The following is a 22,922-nucleotide window of genomic DNA, read 5'->3' on the forward strand; positions in this document are numbered from 1 at the left end:
AGCCAACGTCTCACTCCGCTGGAACACCCCTCATCCGTCTCGGCGCTATCGCGCCGATCCACCTTCTCCCACAAGGGGAGAAGGGAAAGACAACGAGGACTGTTGCATGGACTTAGTGGRCGAAGCCGCCGAGAAACCGAAGGACGATGCCGACATTCGCGTCGGTCGGCGCGTGCGGGCGCTGAGRCTCGAGCGCAAGCTGTCGCTGGCCGATCTCGCGGCGAAAGCCGGCATCTCCATTGGCGCGCTCAGCCAGATCGAGCGCGGCATGTCCTCGCTGCGCGTCAAGGTGATCTGGCCGCTGGCGGCGGCGCTCGATATCGAGCCGTCGGCGCTGATCACGGATGGCAACGAGGCGGTCAACGACCTCTATTGCGTGCGCGCCGACAAGCGCCGCGCGATCCCGGTCAAATCCGAAGGCATCGCCAAGGCGCTGCTGTCGCCGCCGGCGGCGACGCTCACCGGCATGCTGGTGACGGTCGAGGCCGGCGGCGGCACGGCGGAGGCCTACGCCCATGCCGGCCATGAATTCGGCTTCGTGATGGGGGGCGAGGTCGAGCTGGTGGTCGATGCCACCACCTATGTGCTCAAGGCCGGCGACAGCTTTGCCTTCAAGAGCACGCTGCTGCACGCCTTCCGCAACCCCGGCGCCGAGCGCTGCCAGATCCTCTGGGTCAACACCACCAAGCCGTCCGAGGTGCGCGATGGCGCCTGAACCACTCGTTCGGCTGCAGAAAGTCTCGAAAGTCTTTCCGGGCGGCATTGTTGGGCTTGATGGTGTCGATCTCGACATCGCTCCCGGTGAGTTTCTGACCCTGCTTGGACCCTCCGGCTGCGGCAAGACGACCAGCCTGCGCGTCATCGCCGGCTTTGAGAGCCCGACGAGCGGCAATGTCTTGCTCGAAAACCGCGACATCACCGGCCTGCGGCCCTTCGACCGTCCGGTCAACACCGTCTTCCAGGACTATGCGCTGTTCCCGCATATGGATGTCGCGGCCAATGTCGGCTTCGGCCTGTCGCTGCGCAAGCTCACCAGTGCTGAGCAAGCCAAACGCGTCCGCGAGGCGCTCGACATGGTAGGCCTTGCCGACAAGCTGCGCGCCCGCGTCTCGGAACTGTCCGGCGGCCAGCGGCAGCGCGTCRCTTTGGCCCGCGCCATCGTCTGCGAGCCGCGCGTGCTCCTGCTCGACGAGCCGCTGTCGGCGCTCGAYGCGCATCTGCGCGAGCAGATGCAGGTCGAGTTGAAGCGGCTGCAGTCGCGGCTGGGCACCACCTTCGTCATGGTCACCCACGACCAGACCGAGGCGCTGTCGATCTCGGACCGCATCGTTGTCATGAACAAGGGCCGCATCGAGCAGATCGCGCCGCCGGCGACGCTTTACGACCGGCCCGCGACGCGCTTCGTCGCCTCCTTCATCGGCACGATGAATCTGCTGCAGTCGCGCTTTGTCGGCCGCGACGGTGAGCGCCTGCGCTTCGCCGCCGGCGAACTGCCGCTGGAGGCGACCTCAGACAACGGCGAGACGCCCGTCGCCGGCGACACCCGCACCATCGGCGTACGCCCGGAGGATCTGCTGGCTGACGGGGAAGCCGGTGAAGGAACCGCGCCGGCGCGGGTGAGCGGCGTCGTCTTCCATGGCCGCAYGCTGCGCCTGCATGCCGAGTTGGGCGAGGGGACCGCGATCATCATCGATGCGCCCCGCCGCGCCGACGGTTCGCAATTCAGCGTCGGCGACGTGGCGCATGTCAGCCTGCGGCGCGGCGCGAACTGCCCGATGCTTTCAAGCTGATGCGACCGGCCTCTCACGACGCCTTGGCAAAGAATCCCTGATAGTCGGACTTGGCCTGCAGCAGGCGCAGGATGTTCTCGCGCGAGCCGCGCACATGGGCGCGGGCGCGCTCGCCGGCCAAAGCGACATCGCCGGCGCAGATCGCGTCGACGATACCGGCATGTTCCTCGCGGGTGAGCTTCCATTCGTCCAGCCACAGAAGCTCCGTCCAGACATATTGCTGGCATTTGTCGAGGATGCCGCAAAGCATGCCGTAGAGCATCTCGTTGCCGCTGATCTCGGCGATCACCCGGTGCAGGTCGATGCCGACCTGGAGTTCCTCGAATTTCTCCCTTGTGCTGCGATCCGGGATCGCCGCCAGCCGCTCGCATTCGGCGAGCATGTCGCGCAGCTTCGCCTTGTCGGCGGCGGTCGCATTGGCCGCCGCGAGTTCCGTCGCGCGCCCGTCGAGCAATTCGCGGATGTCAAAGGCCTCGCGGAACATGGTCAGGTTGAACTCGGCCACGACGTAACCCTGGCGCGGCCGCCCGATCACCAGCCCGTCGCGCTCCAGCCGATTGAAGGCCTCGCGCACCGGYGTGCGGCTGACCTTCAGGCGCTCGGCGATCTCGTTTTCGGTCACCCGGCCGCCCGGCGGGATCTGGCCGGTGATGATCAACGCCTTCAGCTTCTCGAACACCGAGTCGCGCAGCGTGTTTTTCCGTTCCTTTTTCAAACGTCCGCCTCCAACGGCCCCAACGCAGAATCGCATTCTAAAGCTTTTTAGCCCTTGCTTGAAATCAGGCCGTTTCGCGCACCGTGCGTGGCGCCGCCGCTTCCCGCTGTGAAAAGCGCTCGCTGACGACGACCCGTGTTGACATCGCTCTGCCGTAAGTTACACTCAAAATTGTATACAAATTCGCATACCAAATCAACGATAACGGGAACACCGGTTGGAGAAGCGAAAAATGACGAAGAGACTTTGTATTCACGGCATGGCCGTCGCTGGCCTGCTCGCCTCGGTCGCCGTTCCGGCATCGGCTGCCGACACCATCACCGTCGCCTCATGGGGCGGCACCTATCAGGAAGCGCAGACCAAGGCCTTCTTCGATCCGACGGCCAAGGACCTCGGCATCACCATCAAGCAGGACACCACCAACGGCCTCGACGACGTTCGCCTGCAGGTCACCGGCAACGCCGTCAAATGGGACATCACCGAGCTTGGCGCCGACGAATGCGCGCGCGGCGCCAAGGAGGGCCTGTTCGAGAAGCTCGACTACAACGTCATCGACAAGAGCGGCATCAACCCGAAGCTTGTCCACGACGATTGGGTCGGCATCTCCTACACCTCCGTGGTGCTGATCTACCGCACCGACGTCTTCGGCGACAAAGGCCCGAAGACCTGGGCCGATTTCTGGGACGTGGAGAAATTCCCCGGCCGCCGCGCGCTTTCCGRCAGCCAGTCGACCGAAACGCTGAGCGTCGCCGCTTTGGCCAAGGGCATTCCGATCGACAAGGTCTATCCCGTCGACATCGACGGCGCGCTGCAGTCGGTGGACAAGATCCGCGGTCATATCGATGCCTGGTGGACCTCCGGCGCGCAGGCCATGCAACTCGTCAAGGACGGCGAGGTCGATATGGCGAGCATCTGGAACGGCCGCGCCGGCACGCTGAAGAAGGAAGGCGCGCCCGTCAGCTTCTCCTTCGACCAGGGCGTGCTCACCGCCGACTGCATGGTCATCCCGAAGGGCTCGAAGAACAAGGACATCGCCATGAAGGCTCTGGCCAAGTTCGTCAGCCCCGATCTCCAGGCCAATCTGCCGCTCTATGTCGACAACGGCCCGGCCAACGAGAAGGCTTTCGAGACCGGGAAGATCCCGCAGGATCGCATCAAGGACATCAATTCCTCGCCCGAGAACGTCAAGAAGCAGGTGTTGCAGGACCCCGCCTTCTGGCGCGACACCCTCGTCGAGGCGACCGAGAAGTTCAACAACCTGATCCAGCAATAGCGATCTCAACGGAGCGGTGCCCATGAGGCGCCGCTCCGCATCGTTTCGCGAAAAATGATCCGGAGTTGAAGGAGATGCTCTTGTCTGTCGCGCCGTCCGCGCTTCCCATCGGCATCAGCRGCATCGAGAAACGCTTCGGCGGCCTGTCGGTGCTGCATGATCTTGGCCTCGATGTCGCGGCAGGGGAGTTCCTGACGCTGCTCGGGCCGTCGGGCTCGGGAAAGACGACGCTGCTGATGATCCTGGCCGGCTTCGTTCGGGCCAATGCCGGTTCCATCAAGGTCGGCGGCGAGGAGATCATCACCATGCCGCCGCACAAGCGAAACATCGGCATGGTGTTCCAGAACTATGCGCTGTTCCCRCATATGAACGTCTTCCACAACATCGCCTTTCCGCTGAAGCAGCGCCGCGTATCGGCTGCTGAAACGGCCGAACGTGTCGAGAGGGCGCTGGACCTCGTCCAACTGAAGGGTCTCGGCGAGCGCCGCGTCGACCAGCTCTCCGGCGGCCAGCGCCAGCGTGTGGCTTTGGCCCGCGCCATCGTCTTCGAGCCGCGCATCGTCTTGATGGACGAGCCGCTGTCGGCGCTCGACAAGAGCCTGCGCGAGCACATGCAGATCGAATTGCGCAATTTGCACCGAAGGCTGGGCATGACCACCGTCTACGTCACGCACGACCAGCGCGAGGCGATCACCATGTCGGACCGCATCGCCGTCATGAATGCCGGGCGCATCGAGCAGATCGACCAGCCGGAAGTTCTCTACGCCAGGCCCAGGACCAAATTCGTCGCCGGCTTCATCGGCGAATCCAGCTTCATTCCGGTCGAATGCCGCAATAGCGGCGTCTGGCACGAAGGCGGCAAGCTGCGCATGAAGGATCCGATGCCGTCTGCYGGCCGGCATTTGATGGTGGTGCGGCCGGAGAAGCTGCGCGTGATCGCCGGCGAACCCGCGGGCGACGTCAATACCCTGCCGGCAACGGTCGGCGACCTGATCTATCAGGGCGACAGCTTCGTCTGCTACGCGACGCTCAAGGACGGCCGGCAGGTGATTTTGCGCGACTATTGCCGTTCCGACGTGCTGGCAAGACTGCCATCGCCGGGCGAGCCGATCACGCTCGGCATCGATGCGCAGGATGTCGTGCTGGTGGCCGACCAATGAGTGTCGCATCCGCCAGCCTCGATCATGCCGGTCGGTCCGGTGGGGCGCTCAATGCCGATGCCTTGCGCGCCGATGCCCGGCGGGAATCGCATGGCACGCTCGCGCTTCTGTCGCCCGGGCTGTTGCTGGTCTTCGCCGTCATCATCGTGCCGATCGGCTGGCTGTTCTGGCTTTCGCTGTTCGACGAGACCGGTCAGCTCAGCGCTTCCAACTATGCCCGCTTCTTCGAGCAGGCCTCTTACATCAAGACCTTCGTCACCACTTTCAAGGTGGCCTTCGTGGTCACCGGCGCCTGCGTGCTGTTCGGCTATCCGCTGGCCTATATGCTGTCGCAGCTGCCGCGCCGCGCCGCCGGGGTCTGCCTGATCTTCGTCATCCTGCCGTTCTGGACCTCGGTGCTGGTGCGCACCTATGCCTGGCTGGTCATCCTGCAGCGCAAAGGGCTGGTGAACACGTGGTTGATGGATCTCGGCGTCATCTCCCAGCCGCTGCCGCTCGCCAACAATTTCGCCGGCGTCGTCATCGGCATGACCCACATCATGCTGCCCTTCCTGGTGCTRCCGCTTTATGCGTCTATGAAGAGCATCGACACCGACTGCCTGCGCGCCGCCATGAATCTCGGCGCCAGCCCCTCGGCCACCTTCCGGCAGATATTCCTGCCGCTGTCGCTGCCGGGCTTAGCCTCGGGCGTGGTCATCGTCTTCGTGCTCTGCCTCGGCTTCTTCGTCACGCCGGCACTGATGGGCGGCGGCAAGGTCATCATGTGGGCGATGCGCATGGAACAGACCACAAGCCTCTATTCCAACTGGGGCGCGGGGGCGGCGCTCGGCGTCGTGCTGCTCGCCGTCACGCTGGCGCTGCTCGGCCTGTTCCACCGGCTGCTCGGCGCCCGCGCAACCGGAGTCTGGAGCCGGCGATGAGCATGGAAAACGCCCTGCCCATCTCGCATCGGCAACGCCTTTGGCTTTACGCGCTCGGCGGCCTCGTCATGCTGTTCCTGATCGCCCCGTCAGTGATCATCGTCATCATGTCCTTCTCCGGCTCGTCGCTCTTGCAGTTCCCGCCRCAGGAATGGTCGTTGCGCTGGTATGAAGCCTATTTCGGCTCGCTCGAATGGCGCGACGCCACCATCGTCTCGGTCAAGGTTGCGGTGATGACGGCGGTCGTCGCAACGCTGCTCGGCACCGCYGCGGCCTACGCCATCAATGCCCGCACGCTGCGGCTGACGGGCGTCATCAACGCGCTGCTCACGGCATCGCTGATAATCCCGGTCATCCTGATCGGTATCGGCACCTTCTTTCTCTATGCCCGCATCGGCCTCAACAACACGCTGACCGGCCTCGTCATCGCGCATACGGTGCAGGCGTTGCCGCTGGTCGTGCTGACCGTGCTTTCGGGGCTAAGGTCCTACGACATGAACCAGGAGATGGTGGCGCGCAGCCTCGGCGCCGGGCGCTTCTCCGCCTTCTTCCAGGTGACGATGCCGCAAATAAGATTCTCGATCGTCTCGGGCGCGCTGTTCGCCTTCATCACCTCCTTCGACGAGGTGGTGGTGTCGCTGTTCATCTCCGGCGGCGAGACCACGACGCTGACGCGCCGCATGTTCAATGCGCTGCGCGATCAGATCGATCCGACGATCGCCGCCATTTCGACTTGCCTGATCGTGCTATCGATCGTTTTGTTGTCCGCCGCCCAGCTTTTCGGCCGCGGACGTTGAGTTCAGGGATACCAAAACCAGCATGCGTGACTTCCAGTTTCCCGGCCGCTCGCCGGCCCGCGCCACCGAAGCGATGGCCGCGACCTCVCATCCGTTGTCGACGCTTGCCGCTATCGACATGCTGCGCTCCGGCGGCAACGCCATGGACGCCGCGGTTTGCGCGGCCGCGGTGCAGGCCGTGGTCGAACCGCAATCGACCGGCATCGGCGGCGACTGCTTTGTGCTCTATTGTCCGAAAGGGCAGGGCGAGGTGATCGCCTTCAACGGCTCCGGCCGCGCACCCGCCGCCGCGACCGTCGACTGGTACCAGGACAAGGGATTCAGCGAACTGCCGAAGCAGGGCCCGCACGCGGTTACGGTTCCCGGCGCCGTCGACGCCTGGTGCCGGCTGTTGGAAGACCATGGCCGCAAGGGCTTGGCCGATGCGCTCGCTCCAGCCATCCGTTACGCTCAAGAAGGCTATGTCGTGCACGATCGTGTCGCCTTCGACTGGGAAGATCCCGAGACCGACCTGTCGGCCGACGAGGTGGCGACGCGCATCTTCCTGCCGGGCGGCAAGCCCCCAAAGCCGGGCGACATCCACCGCCAGCCGGAGCTGGCGGAGACCTTGCGCGTCATCGCGAAAAAAAGCCGCGCCGGTTTCTATGAAGGCGCGGTCGCGGAGGACCTCGTCGGCCGCCTGCGCGCGCTCGGCGGCCTGCACACGCTCGACGATTTCGCCGCCACCAAGGGCGACTACCGGACCCCGGTCGRCACCGCCTATCGCGGCTACGACATCCACCAGATGCCGCCCAACAACCAGGGCCTGACCGCGCTTTTGATGCTGAACCTGCTTTCGGGCTTCCAGTTGGGCAAGCTCGATCCGGGCGGCGCCGCCCGCCTGCACCTCGAGATCGAGGCAGGGCGTCTGGCCTACCAGGACCGCGATGCGTATGTCGCCGACCAGGATCATGTCGACGTGCCGGTCAAGGCGCTGCTTTCCAGCGCCTATGCCGACAGCTTGCGCGCCGCAATAGACTCCGAGCGCGCCATGACGCATCTGCCGCGTCTCGATCTTCCGGGCAGCGACACGGTCTATATCAGCGTCGTCGACCGCGACCGCAACGCGGTGAGCTTCATCAACTCGACCTATTATTCCTTCGGCAGCGGTGTCGTCGGCCCCAGGACCGGTGTCGTGCTGCAGAACCGTGGTTCCAGCTTCTGCCTCGATCCGAAGCACCCGAATGCAATTGCACCCGGCAAGCGGCCGATGCACACGATCATGYCGGGCATGATGACGAAGGATGGCCGCGCCATGATGCCCTTCGGCGTCATGGGCGGCGGCTACCAGCCCTTCGGGCATGTGCATCTTTTGACCAACATGATCGACTTCGGCATGGACCCGCAGCAGGCGATCGACGCGGCGCGGGTGTTCTACAACCACGACGTCGTCGAGGCCGAGCGAAGCGTGCGCGCCGATGCGATCGAAGGTCTGCGTCGGCTTGGCCATCAGGTGGTCGAGTCCGGTCATCCGCTGGGCGGCGGGCAGGCGGTGCTCATCGATTGGGAAARGGGCACGCTGACCGGCGCTTCCGATCCGCGCAAGGACGGCCTGGCGCTCGGATATTGAGAAGGCCTTTGCTGGACATCGGCCGATCGTTCGAAACATAGTCTGGAACCATGACAAACAGCGAAAACGCCACCGATCTTGCCCATCGCCTTGCACCCGGAGCCGACAACGCGCCGGCCATCGCCGCGCCCGAGCGAACGGCCCTCTCGCATGGCGGACTGCGCCGCCTGATCGGCGATACCGTGGCGCGCTTGAACGCGCTGGGCATCGGCCGTGGCGATCGGGTCGCCATCGTGCTGCCCAACGGCCCGGAGATGGCCACGGCTTTCATCGCCGTGGCGGCCGCCGCGTCCACCGCGCCGCTCAATCCGGCCTACCGGGTCGACGAGCTCGATTTCTATCTGAGCGATATCGGCGTCAAGGCGATCCTCGTCGGCAAGGACGAGCAGGGCCCTTCGGTCGAAGTCGCCGGGCGCCTCGGCATCCCCGTGCTGCGGCTGGTGGTGCCGGAAGGCGCGCCGGCCGGCGCCTTCACGATTGAGGGCGATCCGGTCGGATCGCCGATCGCATCCGGTCTGGCCGCCGATGGCGATGTCGCACTTCTTCTGCACACATCCGGCACCACCTCGCGTCCGAAACTGGTGCCGCTCAGCCACGCCAACCTCGCCGCCTCGGCAGCCCATATAGGGGCGACGCTCGGCCTGACGCCGGCCGACCGCTGCCTCAACATCATGCCGCTGTTTCATATCCACGGCCTGATCGCCGCGGTGCTGTCCTCGCTCGCCGCCGGCGGCAGCGTCTTCTGCACGCCGGGTTTCAATGCGCTGCGTTTCTTCCAGTGGCTCTCAGAGGCCAAACCCAGCTGGTACACCGCGGTGCCCACCATGCACCAGGCGATCCTGCCGCGTGCCGCGCGCAATCCGGAACAGCTTGCCGGGGCGAAGCTGYGCTTCATCCGCTCTTCCTCGGCGTCATTGCCGGCGCAGGTCATGGCCGAGTTGGAGAAGACCTTCGGCTGCCCGGTGATCGAGGCCTATGGCATGACCGAGGCCGCGCATCAGATGGCGTCCAACCGCCTGCCGCCCGGACTGCGCAAGCCAGGCAGCGTCGGCGCGTCGGCCGGACCGGAAGTCGCCGTCATGGCGCCGGACGGGCGGCTGCTCAAGGCCGGCGAGATCGGCGAGATCGTCATTCGCGGCCCCAACGTCACCGCCGGCTACGAAAGGAACCCGGACGCCAATGCCAGCGCCTTCGCCCATGGCTGGTTCCACACCGGCGACCAGGGCGTGCTCGACGAGGACAGCTACCTGCGCGTCACCGGCCGGCTGAAGGAGATCATCAATCGCGGCGGTGAAAAGATCTCGCCGCTCGAGGTCGACGACGTGCTGATGGATCATCCGGCGGTGGCGCAGGTCGTCACCTTCGCCATGCCGCATGACAAGCTGGGTGAAGAGGTCGCGTCCGCAGTCGTGCTGCGCGAAGGCCAGAGCGCCAGCGAGGCCGACATCCGCGGCTTTGCGTCGACCCGGCTCGCCGACTTCAAGGTGCCGCGCAAGGTGGTGATCCTCGATGAAATCCCGAAGGGCGCCACCGGCAAGCTGCAGCGCATCGGTCTCGCGGCAAAACTCGGGCTCGGCTGATGCGCATTGCAGTCTTTGGCGCTGGCGCCATCGGCGRCTATCTTGCCGCCAAGCTGGCGATCGCCGGCAATGTCGATCTTTCGGTAGTGGCGCGCGGCGCGCATCTGGAGGCGATCAAGGCCGACGGCCTTCGCCTGATCGAGGACGGCAAGGAAACGGTTGGCGTGGTCCGCGCCGCTGCCCGCGCCGATGAACTCGGCGTGCAGGACTATGTCGTGCTGGCGCTGAAGGCGCATTCGGTCGGGCCTGCGCTTGACCAGATAGCACCGCTGCTCGGGCCGGACACCRCCGTCGTCACCATGCAGAACGGCGTGCCATGGTGGTATTTTTACGGGGCCGGCGGCGCGCTCGAGGGCACGCGGCTCGACGCGGTCGATCCAGGTGGTGCGATCTGGGAGCGCATCGGCCCGCAGCGCGTCATCGGCTCCGTCGTCTATCCGGCCGTGGAGGTCGACGCGCCCGGTCTGATCCGGCATGTCGAGGGAACGCGCTTTTCGCTGGGCGAGCCGTCCGGCGAGAAGAGCGAGCGAGTGACCGCGCTTGCCCGCGAAATGGTCAAGGCCGGGCTRCAGGCGCCGGTGCGCGAGGACATCCGCTCGGAAATCTGGGTGAAGCTCTGGGGCAACCTCTCCTTCAACCCGATCTCGGCCCTGACCGGCAGCACGCTCGCGGCCATCGTCGCCGACGAAGGCACGCGCGCCACCGCCCGCGCCATGATGCTGGAAGCGCAGGCGATCGGCGAGCGCCTCGGCGTGCGTTTCCTCATCCCCGTCGACCGGCGCATCAAGGGCGCCGGCGATGTCGGCGAGCACAAGACCTCGATGCTGCAGGACCTCGAGCGCGGCCGCCCGATGGAGATCGACGCGCTGGTCACGGCCGTGCAGGAGCTCGGCCGCCTGACCGGCCAGCCGACGCCGACCATCGACACCGTGCTGGCGCTGGTGCGCCGGCTGGCGATCGAGCGCGGGTGTTATTGACTTCATAGACGTGAAGATCGCCCGCCCTTGACTCTTGCCAATGTTCCTGTTTTGTTCTTGTTACGAGCTTAAACAGGAGCGTTCTCAGCCGAACGAGTACGGATGTCTCGGCAGCAAGAGTTTGATTTCGGGATCCCGATTCCTCCACTGCAGCCGAAGCGGCCCGACCGGGTATTCTTCGCGCTATTTTTGCAGGCCAAGGATCGTGCCGCGTTTTGGTCGCTGCAGACACATCTCTGCGATCTCAATGGGATAACTGGGCCGCTGCTACTGAAAGAGCGATTTCACGTCAGTCAACAGCATGTCGGTGACTACAAAAGGCTTCGATCGAAAATCGAATTCGCGGCAAAGCGAGCTGGCCGGTTGGTTGAAATGCCGGCGTTTGAAGTCACATTTCGCCATGCCGTAAGTTTTCCGGGGCGCCCGGCGGCAAAAGGCAGACCGCCATCGCGTCCGTTTGTGCTTTTGGCGGACGATGGGCCGGTCCGCGAACTCAGCCGGCGGATTGGCATTGCGATGAAGGCAAACGGTCTCAAGTCGGCGGATCATTTTGTCCCGCATATGACGCTTGCCTATGACGAGAAATTCGTCCCCAGGCAGCCGATCGATCCAATCGGCTTTGTAGCAAGGGAGTTTGTCCTCATTCACAGCCTGCGCGGCCTGACGATCTACAAGAATTTGAGCCGCTGGCCGCTGATGGCCGCGCCATCCTGACACGAATTGTCACCTGCGGAGCGGCGCATCGCTGGCAGGCGAACGATCGGTCCCTATCTGATCTCTTGTCCAAACCGGGAGGAAATCATGACCACTGCGGAAATTGCCAAGGATTTCACCGAACTCCTCAGGAAGGGCGACAGCCACACCGCCGCCGCGAAATACAATGCCGATGACATCGTCAGCTACGAAGCCATGGAAGGCCCGATGGCCGTGTGCAACGGCAAGGAAGCCGTCAAGCAGAAGGGCRAATGGTGGGAAGCCAACCACGAGGTTCACGGCGGTTCGGTCGAGGGTCCCTACGTCAATGGCGACCAGTTCGCGCTGCGCTTCAGCTTTGACATAACGCCCAAATCGACCGGCGAACGCGTCAAGATGGATGAGGTAGGCCTCTACACGGTCAAGAACGGCAAGATCAGCGAAGAGCGGTTCTACTACTGAGGCTTGCTGGCCTTGGGCTGCGAACGCCCTTCGCAGCATGATCTAGCAATCAGGCATGGCGGCCTCGGATGATACCCAAGCCGCCATGCCCGCTTCTCAGATCGTCTTCACATAGTCCGCCAACTGGTCGGCGACCGTGCCCCAGCCGTCGAAGAACCCCATCTCCTCATGGCTGTTGCGCGTCGCCTCGTCGCGGTGGATGGCGGTGGCGGTGTAGCGCGTGCCTTTGYCCTCGGGCGTCAGCGCGATGACAGCGGTGATGAAGGGCTCGCCGGACGGCCGGTAGCCCGGCAGCAGCGCGTCGGTCCACACCAGCCGCTCGTTCGGCACGATTTCCAGATAGCAGCAGTGACGGTCATTGACCTCCTTGCCGTCGGGCGATTGCATGCGCGTGCGGAACAGGCCTCCAGGCCTGAGGTCGATCTCGCAATCGGTGATGACCCACGGCTTCGGCGTGAACCACTGCTTGACATGCTCCGGCCGCGTCCAGGCGCGCCACAGCAACTCGCGCGGCGCGTCGAGGAAGCGCTCCAGCGTCAGGTCCAGTTTCGGGTTCGGCTTGAACGGATAGCTCACTTTTCACTCTCCTTGAGGTTCATCACATAGGTGTCGAACTGGTCGAGCCGGCGCTCCCACAGCGCGCGCTGTTCGGCGAGCCAGTTTTCCGCAAGCTTCAGCGGTTCGGGCGAAAGGCTGTAGGTTCTGACGCGCCCGGCCTTTTGCGACTGCACCAGCCCGCAACCTTCCAGCACCTTGAGGTGCTCGACGAAGGAGGGAAGCGCCATGCCGAAGGGCTCCGCCAGCTCGCTGACCGAAGCCGGGCTTCTGTTCAACCGCTCCACCACACGCCTGCGTGTCGGATCGGCCAGCGCGCGAAAAATGCCGTCGACGGGCAGTGGATTCTGGCTTGCTGTCTGCAGGCTCATGGCTGTTCCTTCCGAGACCRCCTGGCGGTCGGGCAATTGTTGCCCAAAAATATTTAGGAAAAAACCTTAGTATTGGCAAGGGCCAAAATCGCACCCGGCGCAAGGCGCTGGCAAAGCTTGTGGGGCCGGCCTAGRCTTCCACCGGATTCGAAACCCATCCGACAGAGGCCCCAATTGACCATCACCATGTTCGGCATCACCACCTGCGACACGATCAAGAAGGCGCGCGTCTGGCTGGAGAGCCATAACGTGCCCTATCGTTTTCACGACTACCGGGCAGAGGGGATCGAGGCCGGGAAGCTGAACGATTGGGTCGGCAAGGTCGGCTGGGAAAAGCTGCTCAACAAGGGCAGCACCACGTTTCGCGAGCTGCCGGAGGCGGACAAGGCTGGGCTGGATGAGAAGAAGGCAAAGAAGCTGATGCTCGCCAGGCCCACAATGATCAAGCGGCCGGTGCTGGAGGTGGGGGAGCGGATTTTGGTGGGCTTCAAGCCGGAGGTTTACGAGGAGGCGGTCGGCGGAAAGTAAGATTCGATCTTCATAAGCCGCGTTCCTTCGCGCCCCCCTCTGTCCTGCCGGACATCTCCCCCACAAGGGGGGAGATCAGCCCTCGCGCCGGCTTTCGCCAATGTCCGATGTTGCAGGATGGGCGCCAGCGCCAAAGCTGCCAATCTCCCCCCCAAGTGGGGGAGATGTCCGGCAGGACAGAGGGGGGCGCTGTCCCGCCGGCATCTCAACGTTACGTCCGCAAATACCCCGCCAGCGCCACCGCATTGTTGTGCGCTTCGTCATGCGCGCCGTAGAGCAGCGTCACCTTGCCTTCGCGCAACAGATCACGCAGCTGCGCCACCGCTTCGCCATTCGCGTCAAGCTCCGCCCGGTATCGCTTCTGGAACTCCGCCCAGCGCTCCGGCTCGTGCCCGAACCATTTGCGCAGCTCGTCGCTCGGCGCGATCTCCTTCAGCCACAGCGTCAATTCGGCGTCCTTCTTGCTGACGCCGCGCGGCCAGAGGCGATCGACCAGCACGCGCTGGCCGTCGGCTTTCGCCGGCGGCTCATAAATGCGCTTCACTGCTATGTCGAAGGCCATTCCGCCTCCTTGGCTGTTACGCCCACTCGCCCTTACGCATCACCGGCACGCGGCTGCCGTCCTTGGCCACGCCATCGATGTCGATCCCGTCCGAGCCGATCATCCAGTCGATGTGGATGAAGCTCTTATTGCCGCCGCGCTCGGCGATCTCGTCCTGGCTGAGCGAGGCGCCGTTGACGAAGCATTTCGAATAGCACTGCCCGAGCGCGATGTGGCAGGCGGCGTTCTCGTCGAACAGCGTGTTGAAGAACAGCAGCCCACTCTTCGAAATCGGCGAGGAATGCGGCACCAGCGCCACTTCGCCGAGACGCCGTGCGCCCTCGTCGGTGTCGAGCACCTTCTTCAGCACGTCCTCGCCCTTCGAAGCCTTGGCCTCGACGATCCGCCCGCCTTCGAAGCGCACCGAGATCTCATCGATCAGCGTGCCCTGATAGGAGAGCGGCTTGGTCGAAGAGACGTGGCCCTCGACACGTCTTGCGTGCGGCGTAGTGAAGACCTCCTCGGTCGGGATATTGGGGTTGCAGGTGATGCCGTTCTTCGCCGTCGAGGCGCCGCCCATCCATTCATGGCCATCCGCCAGCCCGACGGTCAGGTCGGTGCCCGGACCGGTGAAATGCAGCGCATGGAAATTGTGCTCGTTGAGCCACTTCGTGCGCTCGGCCAAGGCGGCGTTGTGCGCCTTCCAGTTGCTGATCGGGTCCTCGACATCGACGCGTGAGGCCGAGAAGATGGCGTCGGCGAGCTTCACCACCGCGACGTCGTCCGGGTCACCCGGAAACACCTGTTTGGCCCAGGCAAGGTCGGGATAGGCGACGATGTTCCAGTTGATGTCGAAGCCGGTGATCTTCTCCAGCGCCGGCTGGTAGGCCATCGAGTTCGCCTTGTTGGCGCGCGCCACCTTGGCCGGATCCTGTGACGAGAGCAGCGACGGGTCCTCGCCGCGCACCGCAAGCCGGGCGGCATTGTTCGAGAAGGCCTTCGCCATGCCTTCGTAGAGCCAGCCGGYGGCGCGGTCGAAGCCGGCATCGGCGCCATAGCGGAAGCGCGCCAGCGTGATCTCGTCGTCGTTGAAGATCGGCGTCACCAGCCCGGCGCCGGCCTTGTAGGCGTGCTCGACGATGCGGCGGGTCAGCGGCAGCGCCGCGATCGATGACGTCAGCACCAGGTCCTGYCCGGGCTGCAGCTGCAGCCCGACCTTGACGGCGACTTCCGCCAGCCTGTCGAGCTTCACCGGGTCGATGGTTGCCGAAACGCCGCGCGAATGTGTGGTCATGGTCCTGCCTGCCGTTTGTTGGAGTCCTGGTTCTTACATAGACCGCTGCGGTTGGCCTTTCCACCGCGATCGACTGAGCCTGATCCCGAAAAGTGTGTAGCGGTTTTCGGAAAAGATCATGCTCAAACGAACTCAGGCAGCGCTGTCGAGCGCCCGGAACTGCGCCATGGTCGTTTCGATCTCCTCGCGGATCCAGGCTTTGAAGTCGCGCACCTTGCGGCTTTCGCTCTTGGTCGCCGACGTCACCAGCCAGTAGCCCAGCCCACTCTGCGCGCGCACGCCGAACGGCGCGACCAGCCGCCCGTCGGCCAGCGCGTCGGCCGTCAGCAACTGCCAGGCAAGCATCACGCCATGACCGGCGATCGCCGATTCCAGGCAAAGCATCGGATCGGTGAAGCGCGCCCCCTTCTGGAAGGTGACCGGCTCGACGCCGGCCGCCTCGAACCAGCCGTCCCAGCTGAACATCGCCCGCTCGTCGGTGATGGCGCAGGTCTGCGCCAGATCGCCGATCGATTTCAGCCTGGCCGCGATCGAGGGCGCGCAGACCGGAAACACTTCCTGGGCAAGCAGAAGCTCGGCGCGGTCGCCCGGCCATTTGCCGTCGCCGAGCCGGATGGCGATATCGATGTCGGACCGATCGAGATCGGCGACCCTGGCCGAGGCGTCGATGCGCAAAAGCACGTTCGGATGCCGCGCGAAATGCCGCGACAGCCTGGGCAGCAGCCATTTCGAGGCGAAGGCCGGCGCCACCGAGACGACCAGCGTGCACTCGTTGGCCTCGTCGGCCAGCGCCACCGCTTGCGCGAGCTCGCGGAAGYCGGCGCTGAGCCGTGCCGTGAAGGCGGCGCCGAACTCGGTTGGCACGAGCCCGCCCGGCGTGCGTTCGAACAGCGCCTGTCCGAGCTGCTTCTCGGTGCGCTTGACCTGCTGGCTGACGGCGCTGACCGAGACGCTTAGCTCTGCCGCCGCTGCCGCCAGCGATCCCAGCCGGGCGACGGTTTCCACGGCGCGCAAGCCATTGAGGTGGACGCGATTGAGCATTGCCATTCAGTTTTTCTAAAGCGCATGGATCGAAATCTCAATTGAAACCCGACAGGAAAGGGCAGAATTTAACAAGAACAGCCTTGAGCCATGAGGTGGCCCATGAAGATTTTATCTTTGCTGAAAGGGCTTTCCGGCGCCGAGGCGAGGCCGCGCGATGACGGCGAGATCGCGCGCTGGGTCACCGATCCGCTGTCGCATCCGGTGCTCGACACCATGTCCGAGCGCGAGCTCGGCGACATGCCCTTCCGGCTGACGGCGCGCCGCACGGCTTATGAGACCGCGAGGCCGACCCGTCTCTGAGGCTACGCAGCTCAGGACGGGGTCGCGCTGGCCCAACGCAAACGCATTGTTTCGCCGCAGCGCACACTTATTGTGCGCCGCAATGAACGCCTCGCCATCTCTCCAGCGTCTTGCCCMACTGCGTCTTGCTCTCGCCGGCATGGTCGCGCTCGCCGTCGCCCAAGGCATCGGCCGCTTCGTTTACACGCCGATCCTGCCGGGCATGATGGAAGGGCTGCACTTGACGCCGGCCGATGCCGGCTGGATCGCTTCCGCCAATTATCTCGGCTACCTCATCGGCGCGTTTGCCGCGGCCGGCGACTGGGCACACGGGCGCGAGCGTCTGCTGATGTTCGCCGGCCTTGCGGCCACCGCCGTGCTCGCGGGCCTCATGGGGCTCAACGAGACGATGGCCGCATTCCTCCTCATCCGCTTCCTCGCCGGCCTCGCCAGCGCCTTCGTCATGGTGTTCATGGCCTCGATCGTCTTCAGCCATCTGGCGGAGGCCRGCCGCGGCGATTTGCAAGCGCTGCATTTCGGCGGCGTCGGCGTCGGCATCGCCGTCTCCTCCGCGCTGCTCGCGATCCTCGTCTCCGAACACGCGGATTGGGCCGCCGGCTGGCTATGGTCCGGAGCGCTTTCGGCGATCGRCCTCATCGTCGTCATGCTGCTCGCCGGCTCGACCACGCCGGCCAATGGCGTTGGTGRCCCCGAGCCGGCGTTGCCGAAGGACAGGTCGCTGGCGAAAATGATCGTTGCCTACGGGCTGTTCGGCTTCGGCTATGTGGTGACGGCCACCTTCCTGGTCGCCATCGTGCGCCAGGGCGGCGGCGGGCGGGTCTTCGAGGCCATCGTCTGGATGGTCGCCGGCCTTGCCGGATTTCCCTCGACCTGGTTCTGGCAGAAGCTTGCCGGCCGTATCGGGCTCTACGCCGCTTACGCGGCGACCTGCCTGATCGAGGTGGTCGGCGTCACCGCCAGCGTCGCCGTCAAGGGCGCCGCCGGACCGCTGATTGCCGGCGTCCTGCTCGGCGGCACCTTCATCGCCATCACGGCACTGGGCATACAGATAGGCAGGCAGCTCGCGCCGCGGGCGCCGCGCCGCATCTTCGCGGTGATGACGGCCGCCTTCGGGCTCGGCCAGATCGTCGGCCCGATCGCCGCCGGCCTGCTCGCCCAGTCCTCGGGCAATTATACGCTGGCCTCGATCATGGCGGCGGCCGCGCTGCTCGCCTCCGGCGTCATTGCCTGGTCGGCCGCGCCAAAATCGCCATGATTTGCGGCCTTGTTCGGTGCCGGGCATCGGGCAGGGCATTTTCTTTCCCCCTAATGTGTGACCTTATGCCCGCCGAACAGCAACGCCGCTGATTTGCGGTCAGACCGAGGAAACCCGCCACAGTGTTCGTATCCTTCTTCCCGCAGCCGAAGCTCTTCTTCACCTCGGCCGCCGTCTGGAGCCTCGCCGCTATCCTGTTCTGGTTCTTCGGCGGCGAGCAGTTGGGCGCCGTCTTCGGCCTRCCGCCGGCAGCGGCCGGCACGCCGCCCATCATCGGCATCGCGGTGCTGTGGTCGAAGCCGTTCCTGTGGTTCTACCTCTACTTCGCGGCCTGCGTGGTGATCTTCTACGCCTTCTGGAGCTGGTACGCCCCGCACCCGTGGCAGAACTGGTCGATCCTGATGACCGCCGTCATCCTGTTCTTCATCTACTTCAACGTTCAGGTCTCGGTTGCGGTCAACAATTGGTATGGCCCGTTCTTCGACTACGTTCAGGGCCTGATGTCGGGAACGACTCCCTCGACCAACACGGAATTCTACAAGGGGTTGGCCGATTTCTCCTGGCTKGCGCTGGTCGGCATGAACGTGCAGGTGGTCAATGCCTTCATCGTCAGCCACTGGATCTTCCGCTGGCGCACCGCGATGAACGATTACTTCATGGCCAATTGGGGCCGGCTGCGCCACATCGAGGGCGCYTCGCAGCGTATCCAGGAAGACACGATGCGTTTCTCGCAGATCATGGAGGATTTGGGCTCGACCTTCGTTCAGTCGATCATGACCCTGATCGCCTTTCTGCCGGTCCTGATTCAGCTGCAGGCTCACATCACTGAATTGCCGATCATCGGCGCCGTTCCGCAACCGCTGGTCGTTGCCGCTTTGGGCTGGTGTCTGTTCGGAACGATTTCCGTCATGGTGGCGGGTCTCAAGCTGCCGGGCCTGCAGTTCCGCAACCAGCGTGTCGAGGCAGCCTATCGCAAGGAACTCGTCTAYGGCGAAGATCATCCCGACYGGGCTCAGCCGGCAACGACGACACAATTGTTCACCAATGTCCGCCGCAATTATTTCAAGCTCTATTTCCACTACATCTATTTCAACGTTGTCCGTTACACCTACCTGCAGGCGGACAACATCTTCTCGCTGCTGATCCTCGGGCCTTCGCTGGTCGCGCACAAGATCACGTTCGGCGCGCTGAACCAGATCTCGAACGCGTTCGGCAAGGTGACGAATTCGCTGCAGTTCCTGTTGAATTCGTGGTCGACGATCGTCGAACTGCAGTCGGTGCATAAACGTTTGCGTGCCTTCGAGGCGACGCTGCAAGGCGAACAACTGCCGGCTATCGATCAGCATTATCTGGAACGCGAGCGGGCTGGCATGCGCCCCGAAGATCAGCCGGTAAGTTGAAGCCTGTTGCCCGAATGTGGGAACCGGTTTCGGGATCAAGACGTGCGTAAGATCAAGAACCTAAAGCGCATGGAGCGACTCTGAAAGATCGCGACGCGCTTTGGGGCGCGGCTCAGCCGCCTGCGCACGTCCGGCGCGCTGCCGCGCGACATAATCGCGAAAACTGATGCACTCGACATCGGCTTTCACGCAGACCTCGTCGGCGAACCGCTCCAGCGCGTCCCAATAGGCACCGTTGTTCATCAGCGTGAAGTGGAAGCCGAGCTCCAGCGGCAGGCGCTTGCCGTTGTACTCAGCCTCGAAGGCGGCGTGGAAGGCCTGATAGGCGCGCTCGGTGAATTCGCCCGCCATCGCCGGTTGCTCGGCGCCGTCTGAATGGCGGACATAGAGATTGTAGTCCATGGCGACCACCGGCTTCGCCTTCGGCCCCTCCGGAATGAGCGGCAGGGCGAAGYGGACTATGCCGTTCCGGGTCGGGGGCAACTCCGGGCCGTTCGAAACGCCGCTCGCGTCATATTGGAAGCCCGCCTCGGGCAGCGCTTCGTAAAGCGCCTTGCCGGTCGAAAGGTATGGCGCGCGGAAACCGGTCACGGCATGGCGGGCAAAATCGCGCCAGCCGGCCGGTTCCGGGATGCCGTTGATCGCATAGGCGTTTTCGAAGATGCGCCGCGCGGACGCGAATTCGGCAAGCCAGTCCGCCTTGCTCCAGTCCTTGCCGTCGAAATGGCCGCAGGCATGGCTGCCGATGTCGTGGCCTTCGGCCGCCGCCAGCCGGATCTGCTCGAGCCGGTCCGCGACATCCTGTTTCGAGGCGCCGAAGCCGACATTGGATTTGCCGGCGGCCTTGCCGGGGCCGGCATAGTCCTGCCGCGTCTCCGGCGAGAGCAGGAAGACGCAGGACAGGAAATAGGTGAAATGCGCGCCCGTGCGCTTTGCCAGCGCCCGGCTCCGCTGCCATTGCGAGATCTCGCGGGCGGCGTCGAAAGAGATCAGCACGACCTGCTTGGGTTTGGYCGGCGAGGCGGCTAGCGATCTCGGCGGATCGGCGAAGGCCGCATTGGCTGAGGCGAGCGAGGCGAGACTGAATGCAAGGACGCGGTACGAACGAAGCATTGGCAACCTTTGGGAGGATCTATCCTGYCGATCCGAAGCCGGCTATCGCTCAATTGTGGCACCGGTACGATCCGGGAAGGCTTTGAGGCAGCGGGGACTGYGCGCCGATTTTCCAGCCCGCCCCCTTCCATGCCGACAAAATTTCGCTAAAACGCGGGGCTCAAGAAGCGCCCCCTTCCGGGGCAGCAATGGTTTTGATTGATGTCGGACGACAGTTTTATCCGCGAAGTCAACGAAGAGATTCGTCGCGAGCAGGCGCAGGCGCTGTGGGATCGTTTTGGTCCGGCCATTCTCGGCCTCGCCATCCTGATCGTGCTGGGAACGGCGGCCGTCGTCGGCTATCGCTATTGGGACGAGAGCCGCGCCAACCGTTCAGGCGATGCCTTCTCGCAGGCCCTCAAGCTCGCCAATGACGGCAAGAACGACGAAGCGATCGCCGCGCTCGACCAACTGGAGAAGGACGGCTACGGCGCTTATCCGCTGCTCGCACGCATGCGCGCCGCGACGGTCAAGGCCGACAAGGGCGACGTCGACGGCGCGGTCAAGGATTTCGACGAGGTCGCCGCCGACAACGCCATTCCCGCCGGCATCCGCGACATCGCGCGGCTGAGGGCAGCGCTGCTGCTCGTCGACCACGGCTCTTACGCCGATGTCTCCAGCCGCATCGAGGCACTGACCGCCGACACCAATCCGCTGCGCCATTCGGCGCGCGAGGCGCTCGGCCTTGCCGCCTGGAAGGACGGCAAGTCGGCCGACGCGCTCAAACTGTTCGACCAGATCTCCTCGGACGACGCCGCCCCGCGCAATGTGCGCCAGCGGGCGCARCTGATGTCCGAGCTGATCCGCGGGTCGGGCAACGCGTCGTGATCTTGGATGTCGTTCAAAGTCGCCATCATCGGCCGGCCTAACGTCGGCAAATCGACTCTTTTCAATCGKCTGGTCGGAAAGAAGCTGGCGCTTGTCGACGACACGCCGGGCGTGACGCGCGACCGCCGCGTGCATGCCGCAAAACTCTACGATCTCCATTTCGACGTCATCGACACCGCCGGCTTCGAGGACGCGGCCGCCTCGACACTGCCCGGCCGCATGCGCCAGCAGACCGAGATCGCCATCCGCGAGGCCGACCTCATCTTCTTCACGGTCGACGCCAAATCCGGCCTGATGCCCGACGACCGCACCTTCGCCGAGGTGGTGCGCAAATCCGGCAAGCCGGTGGTGCTGGTCGCCAACAAGGCCGAGGCGCGCGGCGCTCAAGGGGGACTGCTGGAAGCCTGGGAGCTCGGCCTCGGCGAGCCGATCCCCGTCTCGGCCGAGCACGGCCAGGGCATGCCCGACCTGCGCGACGCGGTGGTCGAAGCCTTGGGCGAAGAGCGCGCGCTCGGCGAGGATGAAGACGACAGCGATGAGATCGCCGCCAGCGAGGTGCTGATCGGCGAGGACATCGCCGACCCGGACGTCGAGCCCGCCTATGACGACACCAAGCCGCTGCGCATCGCCGTCGTCGGCCGCCCCAACGCCGGCAAGTCGACGCTGATCAACGCGCTGATCGGCGAGGAGCGGCTGCTCACCGGCCCGGAAGCGGGCATCACGCGCGATTCGATCTCGGTCGACTGGGACTGGYGCGGCCGCCGCATCAAGCTCTTCGACACCGCCGGCATGCGGCGCAAGTCGAAGGTGCAGGAGAAGCTCGAGAAGCTCTCGGTGCAGGACGGCCTGCGCGCCATCCGCTTCGCGGAGATCGTCATCATCGTGCTCGACGCCACCATTCCCTTCGAGAAGCAGGACCTGCAGATCGCCGACCTCATCATCCGCGAGGGCAGGGCGCCGGTGATCGCCTTCAACAAATGGGACCTGATCGACAACCCGCAGGAATTGCTGGCCGAGCTGCGCGAGAAGACCGGGCGGCTCTTGCMGCAGGTGCGCGGCATCCAGGCGGTGACGGTCTCGGCCGAGACCGGGCGCGGCCTCGACAAGCTGATGGAAAGCGTCATCAAGGCGCACAGGGTGTGGAACAGCCGCGTCTCCACCGGCAAGCTCAACCGCTGGCTGGAAGGCATCCTGGCGCATCACCCGCCGCCCGCCGTTGCCGGCCGCCGGCTGAAGATCAAATACGTTACACAAGCCAAGACCCGGCCGCCGGGCTTCGTCGTCTCCTGCTCGCGCCCGGACGCGATGCCGCAATCCTATGTCCGCTACCTGACCAACAGCCTGCGCGAAGCCTTCGACATGCCCGGCGTACCGATCCGCATGGCGCTGCGCACGTCGGACAATCCGTTTGCGGGTCGGGCGAAGAAGCGGTGACCGTTATCTCTGTCGCGGGGTAAAACTCTCGCAACGCTGGCGGGACAGCACCCCCCTCTGCCCTGCCGGGCATCTCCCCCGCAAGGGGGGAGATCAGCGCCCCACTGACGGCGCTCGTCCTGCAACGTCGGCAATTGGCGAAAGCGGTCGCGACATCCAATCTCCCCCCTTGCGGGGGAGATGTCCGGCAGGACAGAGGGGGGTGTGACGGAACGCGACGCTGGCTCCCTTGCTCCCGCCCTGC

At 64.7% G+C, this 22,922-nt stretch carries 24 protein-coding genes; 17 read left to right on the plus strand and 7 right to left on the minus strand.

From position 1 onward, the window contains the following. Window positions 1-106: 106 nt before the first annotated feature. Both LCM4576_RS26425 and LCM4576_RS26430 read left to right on the plus strand, forming a co-directional pair. Window positions 107-715: a cupin domain-containing protein gene (locus LCM4576_RS26425; protein WP_071035426.1), complete on the plus strand. Its 609-nt coding sequence runs from the start codon at window positions 107-109 to the stop codon at window positions 713-715. Then, entirely contained in the window at window positions 705-1,790 is a 1,086-nt protein-coding gene (locus LCM4576_RS26430; RefSeq protein ID WP_071035427.1) for an ABC transporter ATP-binding protein, read from the plus strand. The genes LCM4576_RS26425 and LCM4576_RS26430 overlap by 11 nt, the downstream gene beginning before the upstream one ends. Before the next feature lie 13 nt (window positions 1,791-1,803). On the opposite strand, the gene LCM4576_RS26435 is transcribed toward LCM4576_RS26430, so the two are convergent. Beyond that, on the minus strand, window positions 1,804-2,505 hold the full coding sequence (locus LCM4576_RS26435; protein WP_071074082.1) for a GntR family transcriptional regulator: 702 nt from the start codon (window positions 2,503-2,505) through the stop codon (window positions 1,804-1,806). 232 nt (window positions 2,506-2,737) lie between these two features. Between LCM4576_RS26435 and LCM4576_RS26440 the strand changes: the two genes are divergently transcribed. The 9 genes from LCM4576_RS26440 to LCM4576_RS26480 all read left to right on the plus strand — a co-directional run bounded on the left by LCM4576_RS26440 (window position 2,738) and on the right by LCM4576_RS26480 (window position 11,976). Further along, on the plus strand, window positions 2,738-3,778 hold the full coding sequence (locus LCM4576_RS26440; RefSeq protein ID WP_071035879.1) for an ABC transporter substrate-binding protein: 1,041 nt from the start codon (window positions 2,738-2,740) through the stop codon (window positions 3,776-3,778). 80 nt (window positions 3,779-3,858) lie between these two features. Then, window positions 3,859-4,938, plus strand: coding sequence for an ABC transporter ATP-binding protein (locus tag LCM4576_RS26445; protein ID WP_071035880.1), 1,080 nt, complete (start codon window positions 3,859-3,861; stop codon window positions 4,936-4,938). After that, entirely contained in the window at window positions 4,935-5,858 is a 924-nt protein-coding gene (locus LCM4576_RS26450; protein ID WP_071035429.1) for an ABC transporter permease, read from the plus strand. Before LCM4576_RS26445 ends, LCM4576_RS26450 begins: the two co-directional genes overlap by 4 nt. Next, a complete protein-coding gene (locus LCM4576_RS26455) occupies window positions 5,855-6,655 on the plus strand; it encodes an ABC transporter permease (RefSeq protein ID WP_040990946.1) in 801 nt (266 codons plus the stop codon). The genes LCM4576_RS26450 and LCM4576_RS26455 overlap by 4 nt, the downstream gene beginning before the upstream one ends. Window positions 6,656-6,677: 22 nt before the next feature. Continuing rightward, window positions 6,678-8,264: a gamma-glutamyltransferase gene (gene ggt, locus LCM4576_RS26460; protein WP_071035430.1), complete on the plus strand. Its 1,587-nt coding sequence runs from the start codon at window positions 6,678-6,680 to the stop codon at window positions 8,262-8,264. A 50-nt stretch (window positions 8,265-8,314) separates the two neighbouring features. After that, window positions 8,315-9,844 (plus strand): acyl--CoA ligase, encoded by a 1,530-nt coding sequence (locus LCM4576_RS26465; RefSeq protein ID WP_071035431.1) that lies wholly within the window; start codon window positions 8,315-8,317, stop codon window positions 9,842-9,844. After that, on the plus strand, window positions 9,844-10,821 hold the full coding sequence (locus LCM4576_RS26470) for a 2-dehydropantoate 2-reductase (protein WP_071035432.1): 978 nt from the start codon (window positions 9,844-9,846) through the stop codon (window positions 10,819-10,821). The genes LCM4576_RS26465 and LCM4576_RS26470 overlap by 1 nt, the downstream gene beginning before the upstream one ends. Before the next feature lie 102 nt (window positions 10,822-10,923). After that, complete coding sequence (locus LCM4576_RS26475) at window positions 10,924-11,535, plus strand: 2'-5' RNA ligase family protein (protein WP_071035433.1); 612 nt, start codon at window positions 10,924-10,926, stop codon at window positions 11,533-11,535. Between the two features lie 87 nt (window positions 11,536-11,622). Then, complete coding sequence (locus LCM4576_RS26480) at window positions 11,623-11,976, plus strand: nuclear transport factor 2 family protein (protein WP_071035434.1); 354 nt, start codon at window positions 11,623-11,625, stop codon at window positions 11,974-11,976. Window positions 11,977-12,072: 96 nt separating this feature from the next. Here the strand turns inward: LCM4576_RS26480 and LCM4576_RS26485 are convergent, their stop codons facing one another. Together LCM4576_RS26485 and LCM4576_RS26490 are read right to left on the minus strand one after the other, a co-directional pair. After that, window positions 12,073-12,552: an SRPBCC family protein gene (locus LCM4576_RS26485; RefSeq protein WP_071035435.1), complete on the minus strand. Its 480-nt coding sequence runs from the start codon at window positions 12,550-12,552 to the stop codon at window positions 12,073-12,075. Continuing rightward, on the minus strand, window positions 12,549-12,902 hold the full coding sequence (locus LCM4576_RS26490) for a helix-turn-helix transcriptional regulator (protein WP_071035436.1): 354 nt from the start codon (window positions 12,900-12,902) through the stop codon (window positions 12,549-12,551). The genes LCM4576_RS26485 and LCM4576_RS26490 overlap by 4 nt, the downstream gene beginning before the upstream one ends. Before the next feature lie 186 nt (window positions 12,903-13,088). Here LCM4576_RS26490 and LCM4576_RS26495 point away from each other — a divergent pair, with 186 nt between their 5' ends. Beyond that, window positions 13,089-13,430 carry an ArsC family reductase gene (locus LCM4576_RS26495; RefSeq protein ID WP_071035881.1) on the plus strand — a complete coding sequence of 114 codons (342 nt, stop codon included), beginning with the start codon at window positions 13,089-13,091 and terminating at the stop codon, window positions 13,428-13,430. 211 nt (window positions 13,431-13,641) lie between these two features. Here LCM4576_RS26495 and LCM4576_RS26500 read toward each other — a convergent pair whose 3' ends face one another. The 3 genes from LCM4576_RS26500 to LCM4576_RS26510 all read right to left on the minus strand — a co-directional run bounded on the left by LCM4576_RS26500 (window position 13,642) and on the right by LCM4576_RS26510 (window position 16,312). Next, window positions 13,642-13,992 (minus strand): DUF488 domain-containing protein, encoded by a 351-nt coding sequence (locus tag LCM4576_RS26500; RefSeq protein ID WP_071035437.1) that lies wholly within the window; start codon window positions 13,990-13,992, stop codon window positions 13,642-13,644. Window positions 13,993-14,008: 16 nt separating this feature from the next. Then, entirely contained in the window at window positions 14,009-15,265 is a 1,257-nt protein-coding gene (locus tag LCM4576_RS26505; protein ID WP_071035438.1) for an aminopeptidase, read from the minus strand. A gap of 132 nt (window positions 15,266-15,397) precedes the next feature. Next, a complete protein-coding gene (locus LCM4576_RS26510; protein WP_071035439.1) occupies window positions 15,398-16,312 on the minus strand; it encodes a LysR substrate-binding domain-containing protein in 915 nt (304 codons plus the stop codon). A gap of 96 nt (window positions 16,313-16,408) precedes the next feature. Here LCM4576_RS26510 and LCM4576_RS26515 point away from each other — a divergent pair, with 96 nt between their 5' ends. From LCM4576_RS26515 to sbmA, 3 genes are all read left to right on the plus strand, one after another. Continuing rightward, window positions 16,409-16,609, plus strand: coding sequence for a hypothetical protein (locus LCM4576_RS26515; protein ID WP_071035440.1), 201 nt, complete (start codon window positions 16,409-16,411; stop codon window positions 16,607-16,609). 82 nt (window positions 16,610-16,691) lie between these two features. Further along, window positions 16,692-17,864 carry a YbfB/YjiJ family MFS transporter gene (locus LCM4576_RS26520; protein ID WP_244510930.1) on the plus strand — a complete coding sequence of 391 codons (1,173 nt, stop codon included), beginning with the start codon at window positions 16,692-16,694 and terminating at the stop codon, window positions 17,862-17,864. 122 nt (window positions 17,865-17,986) lie between these two features. Continuing rightward, window positions 17,987-19,264: a peptide antibiotic transporter SbmA gene (gene sbmA, locus LCM4576_RS26525; RefSeq protein WP_071035442.1), complete on the plus strand. Its 1,278-nt coding sequence runs from the start codon at window positions 17,987-17,989 to the stop codon at window positions 19,262-19,264. A gap of 60 nt (window positions 19,265-19,324) precedes the next feature. Here sbmA and LCM4576_RS26530 read toward each other — a convergent pair whose 3' ends face one another. Further along, a complete protein-coding gene (locus tag LCM4576_RS26530; RefSeq protein WP_116398015.1) occupies window positions 19,325-20,377 on the minus strand; it encodes a polysaccharide deacetylase family protein in 1,053 nt (350 codons plus the stop codon). 201 nt (window positions 20,378-20,578) lie between these two features. Between LCM4576_RS26530 and LCM4576_RS26535 the strand changes: the two genes are divergently transcribed. After that, window positions 20,579-21,244 (plus strand): tetratricopeptide repeat protein, encoded by a 666-nt coding sequence (locus LCM4576_RS26535; protein WP_040990976.1) that lies wholly within the window; start codon window positions 20,579-20,581, stop codon window positions 21,242-21,244. A 6-nt stretch (window positions 21,245-21,250) separates the two neighbouring features. Further along, window positions 21,251-22,678 (plus strand): ribosome biogenesis GTPase Der, encoded by a 1,428-nt coding sequence (gene der, locus LCM4576_RS26540; protein WP_071035444.1) that lies wholly within the window; start codon window positions 21,251-21,253, stop codon window positions 22,676-22,678. The last annotated feature ends 244 nt before the right edge of the window (window positions 22,679-22,922 follow it).

The organism is Mesorhizobium sp. LCM 4576 (assembly GCF_001854815.1).
In the GTDB taxonomy this organism is placed as follows: domain Bacteria; phylum Pseudomonadota; class Alphaproteobacteria; order Rhizobiales; family Rhizobiaceae; genus Mesorhizobium; species Mesorhizobium plurifarium.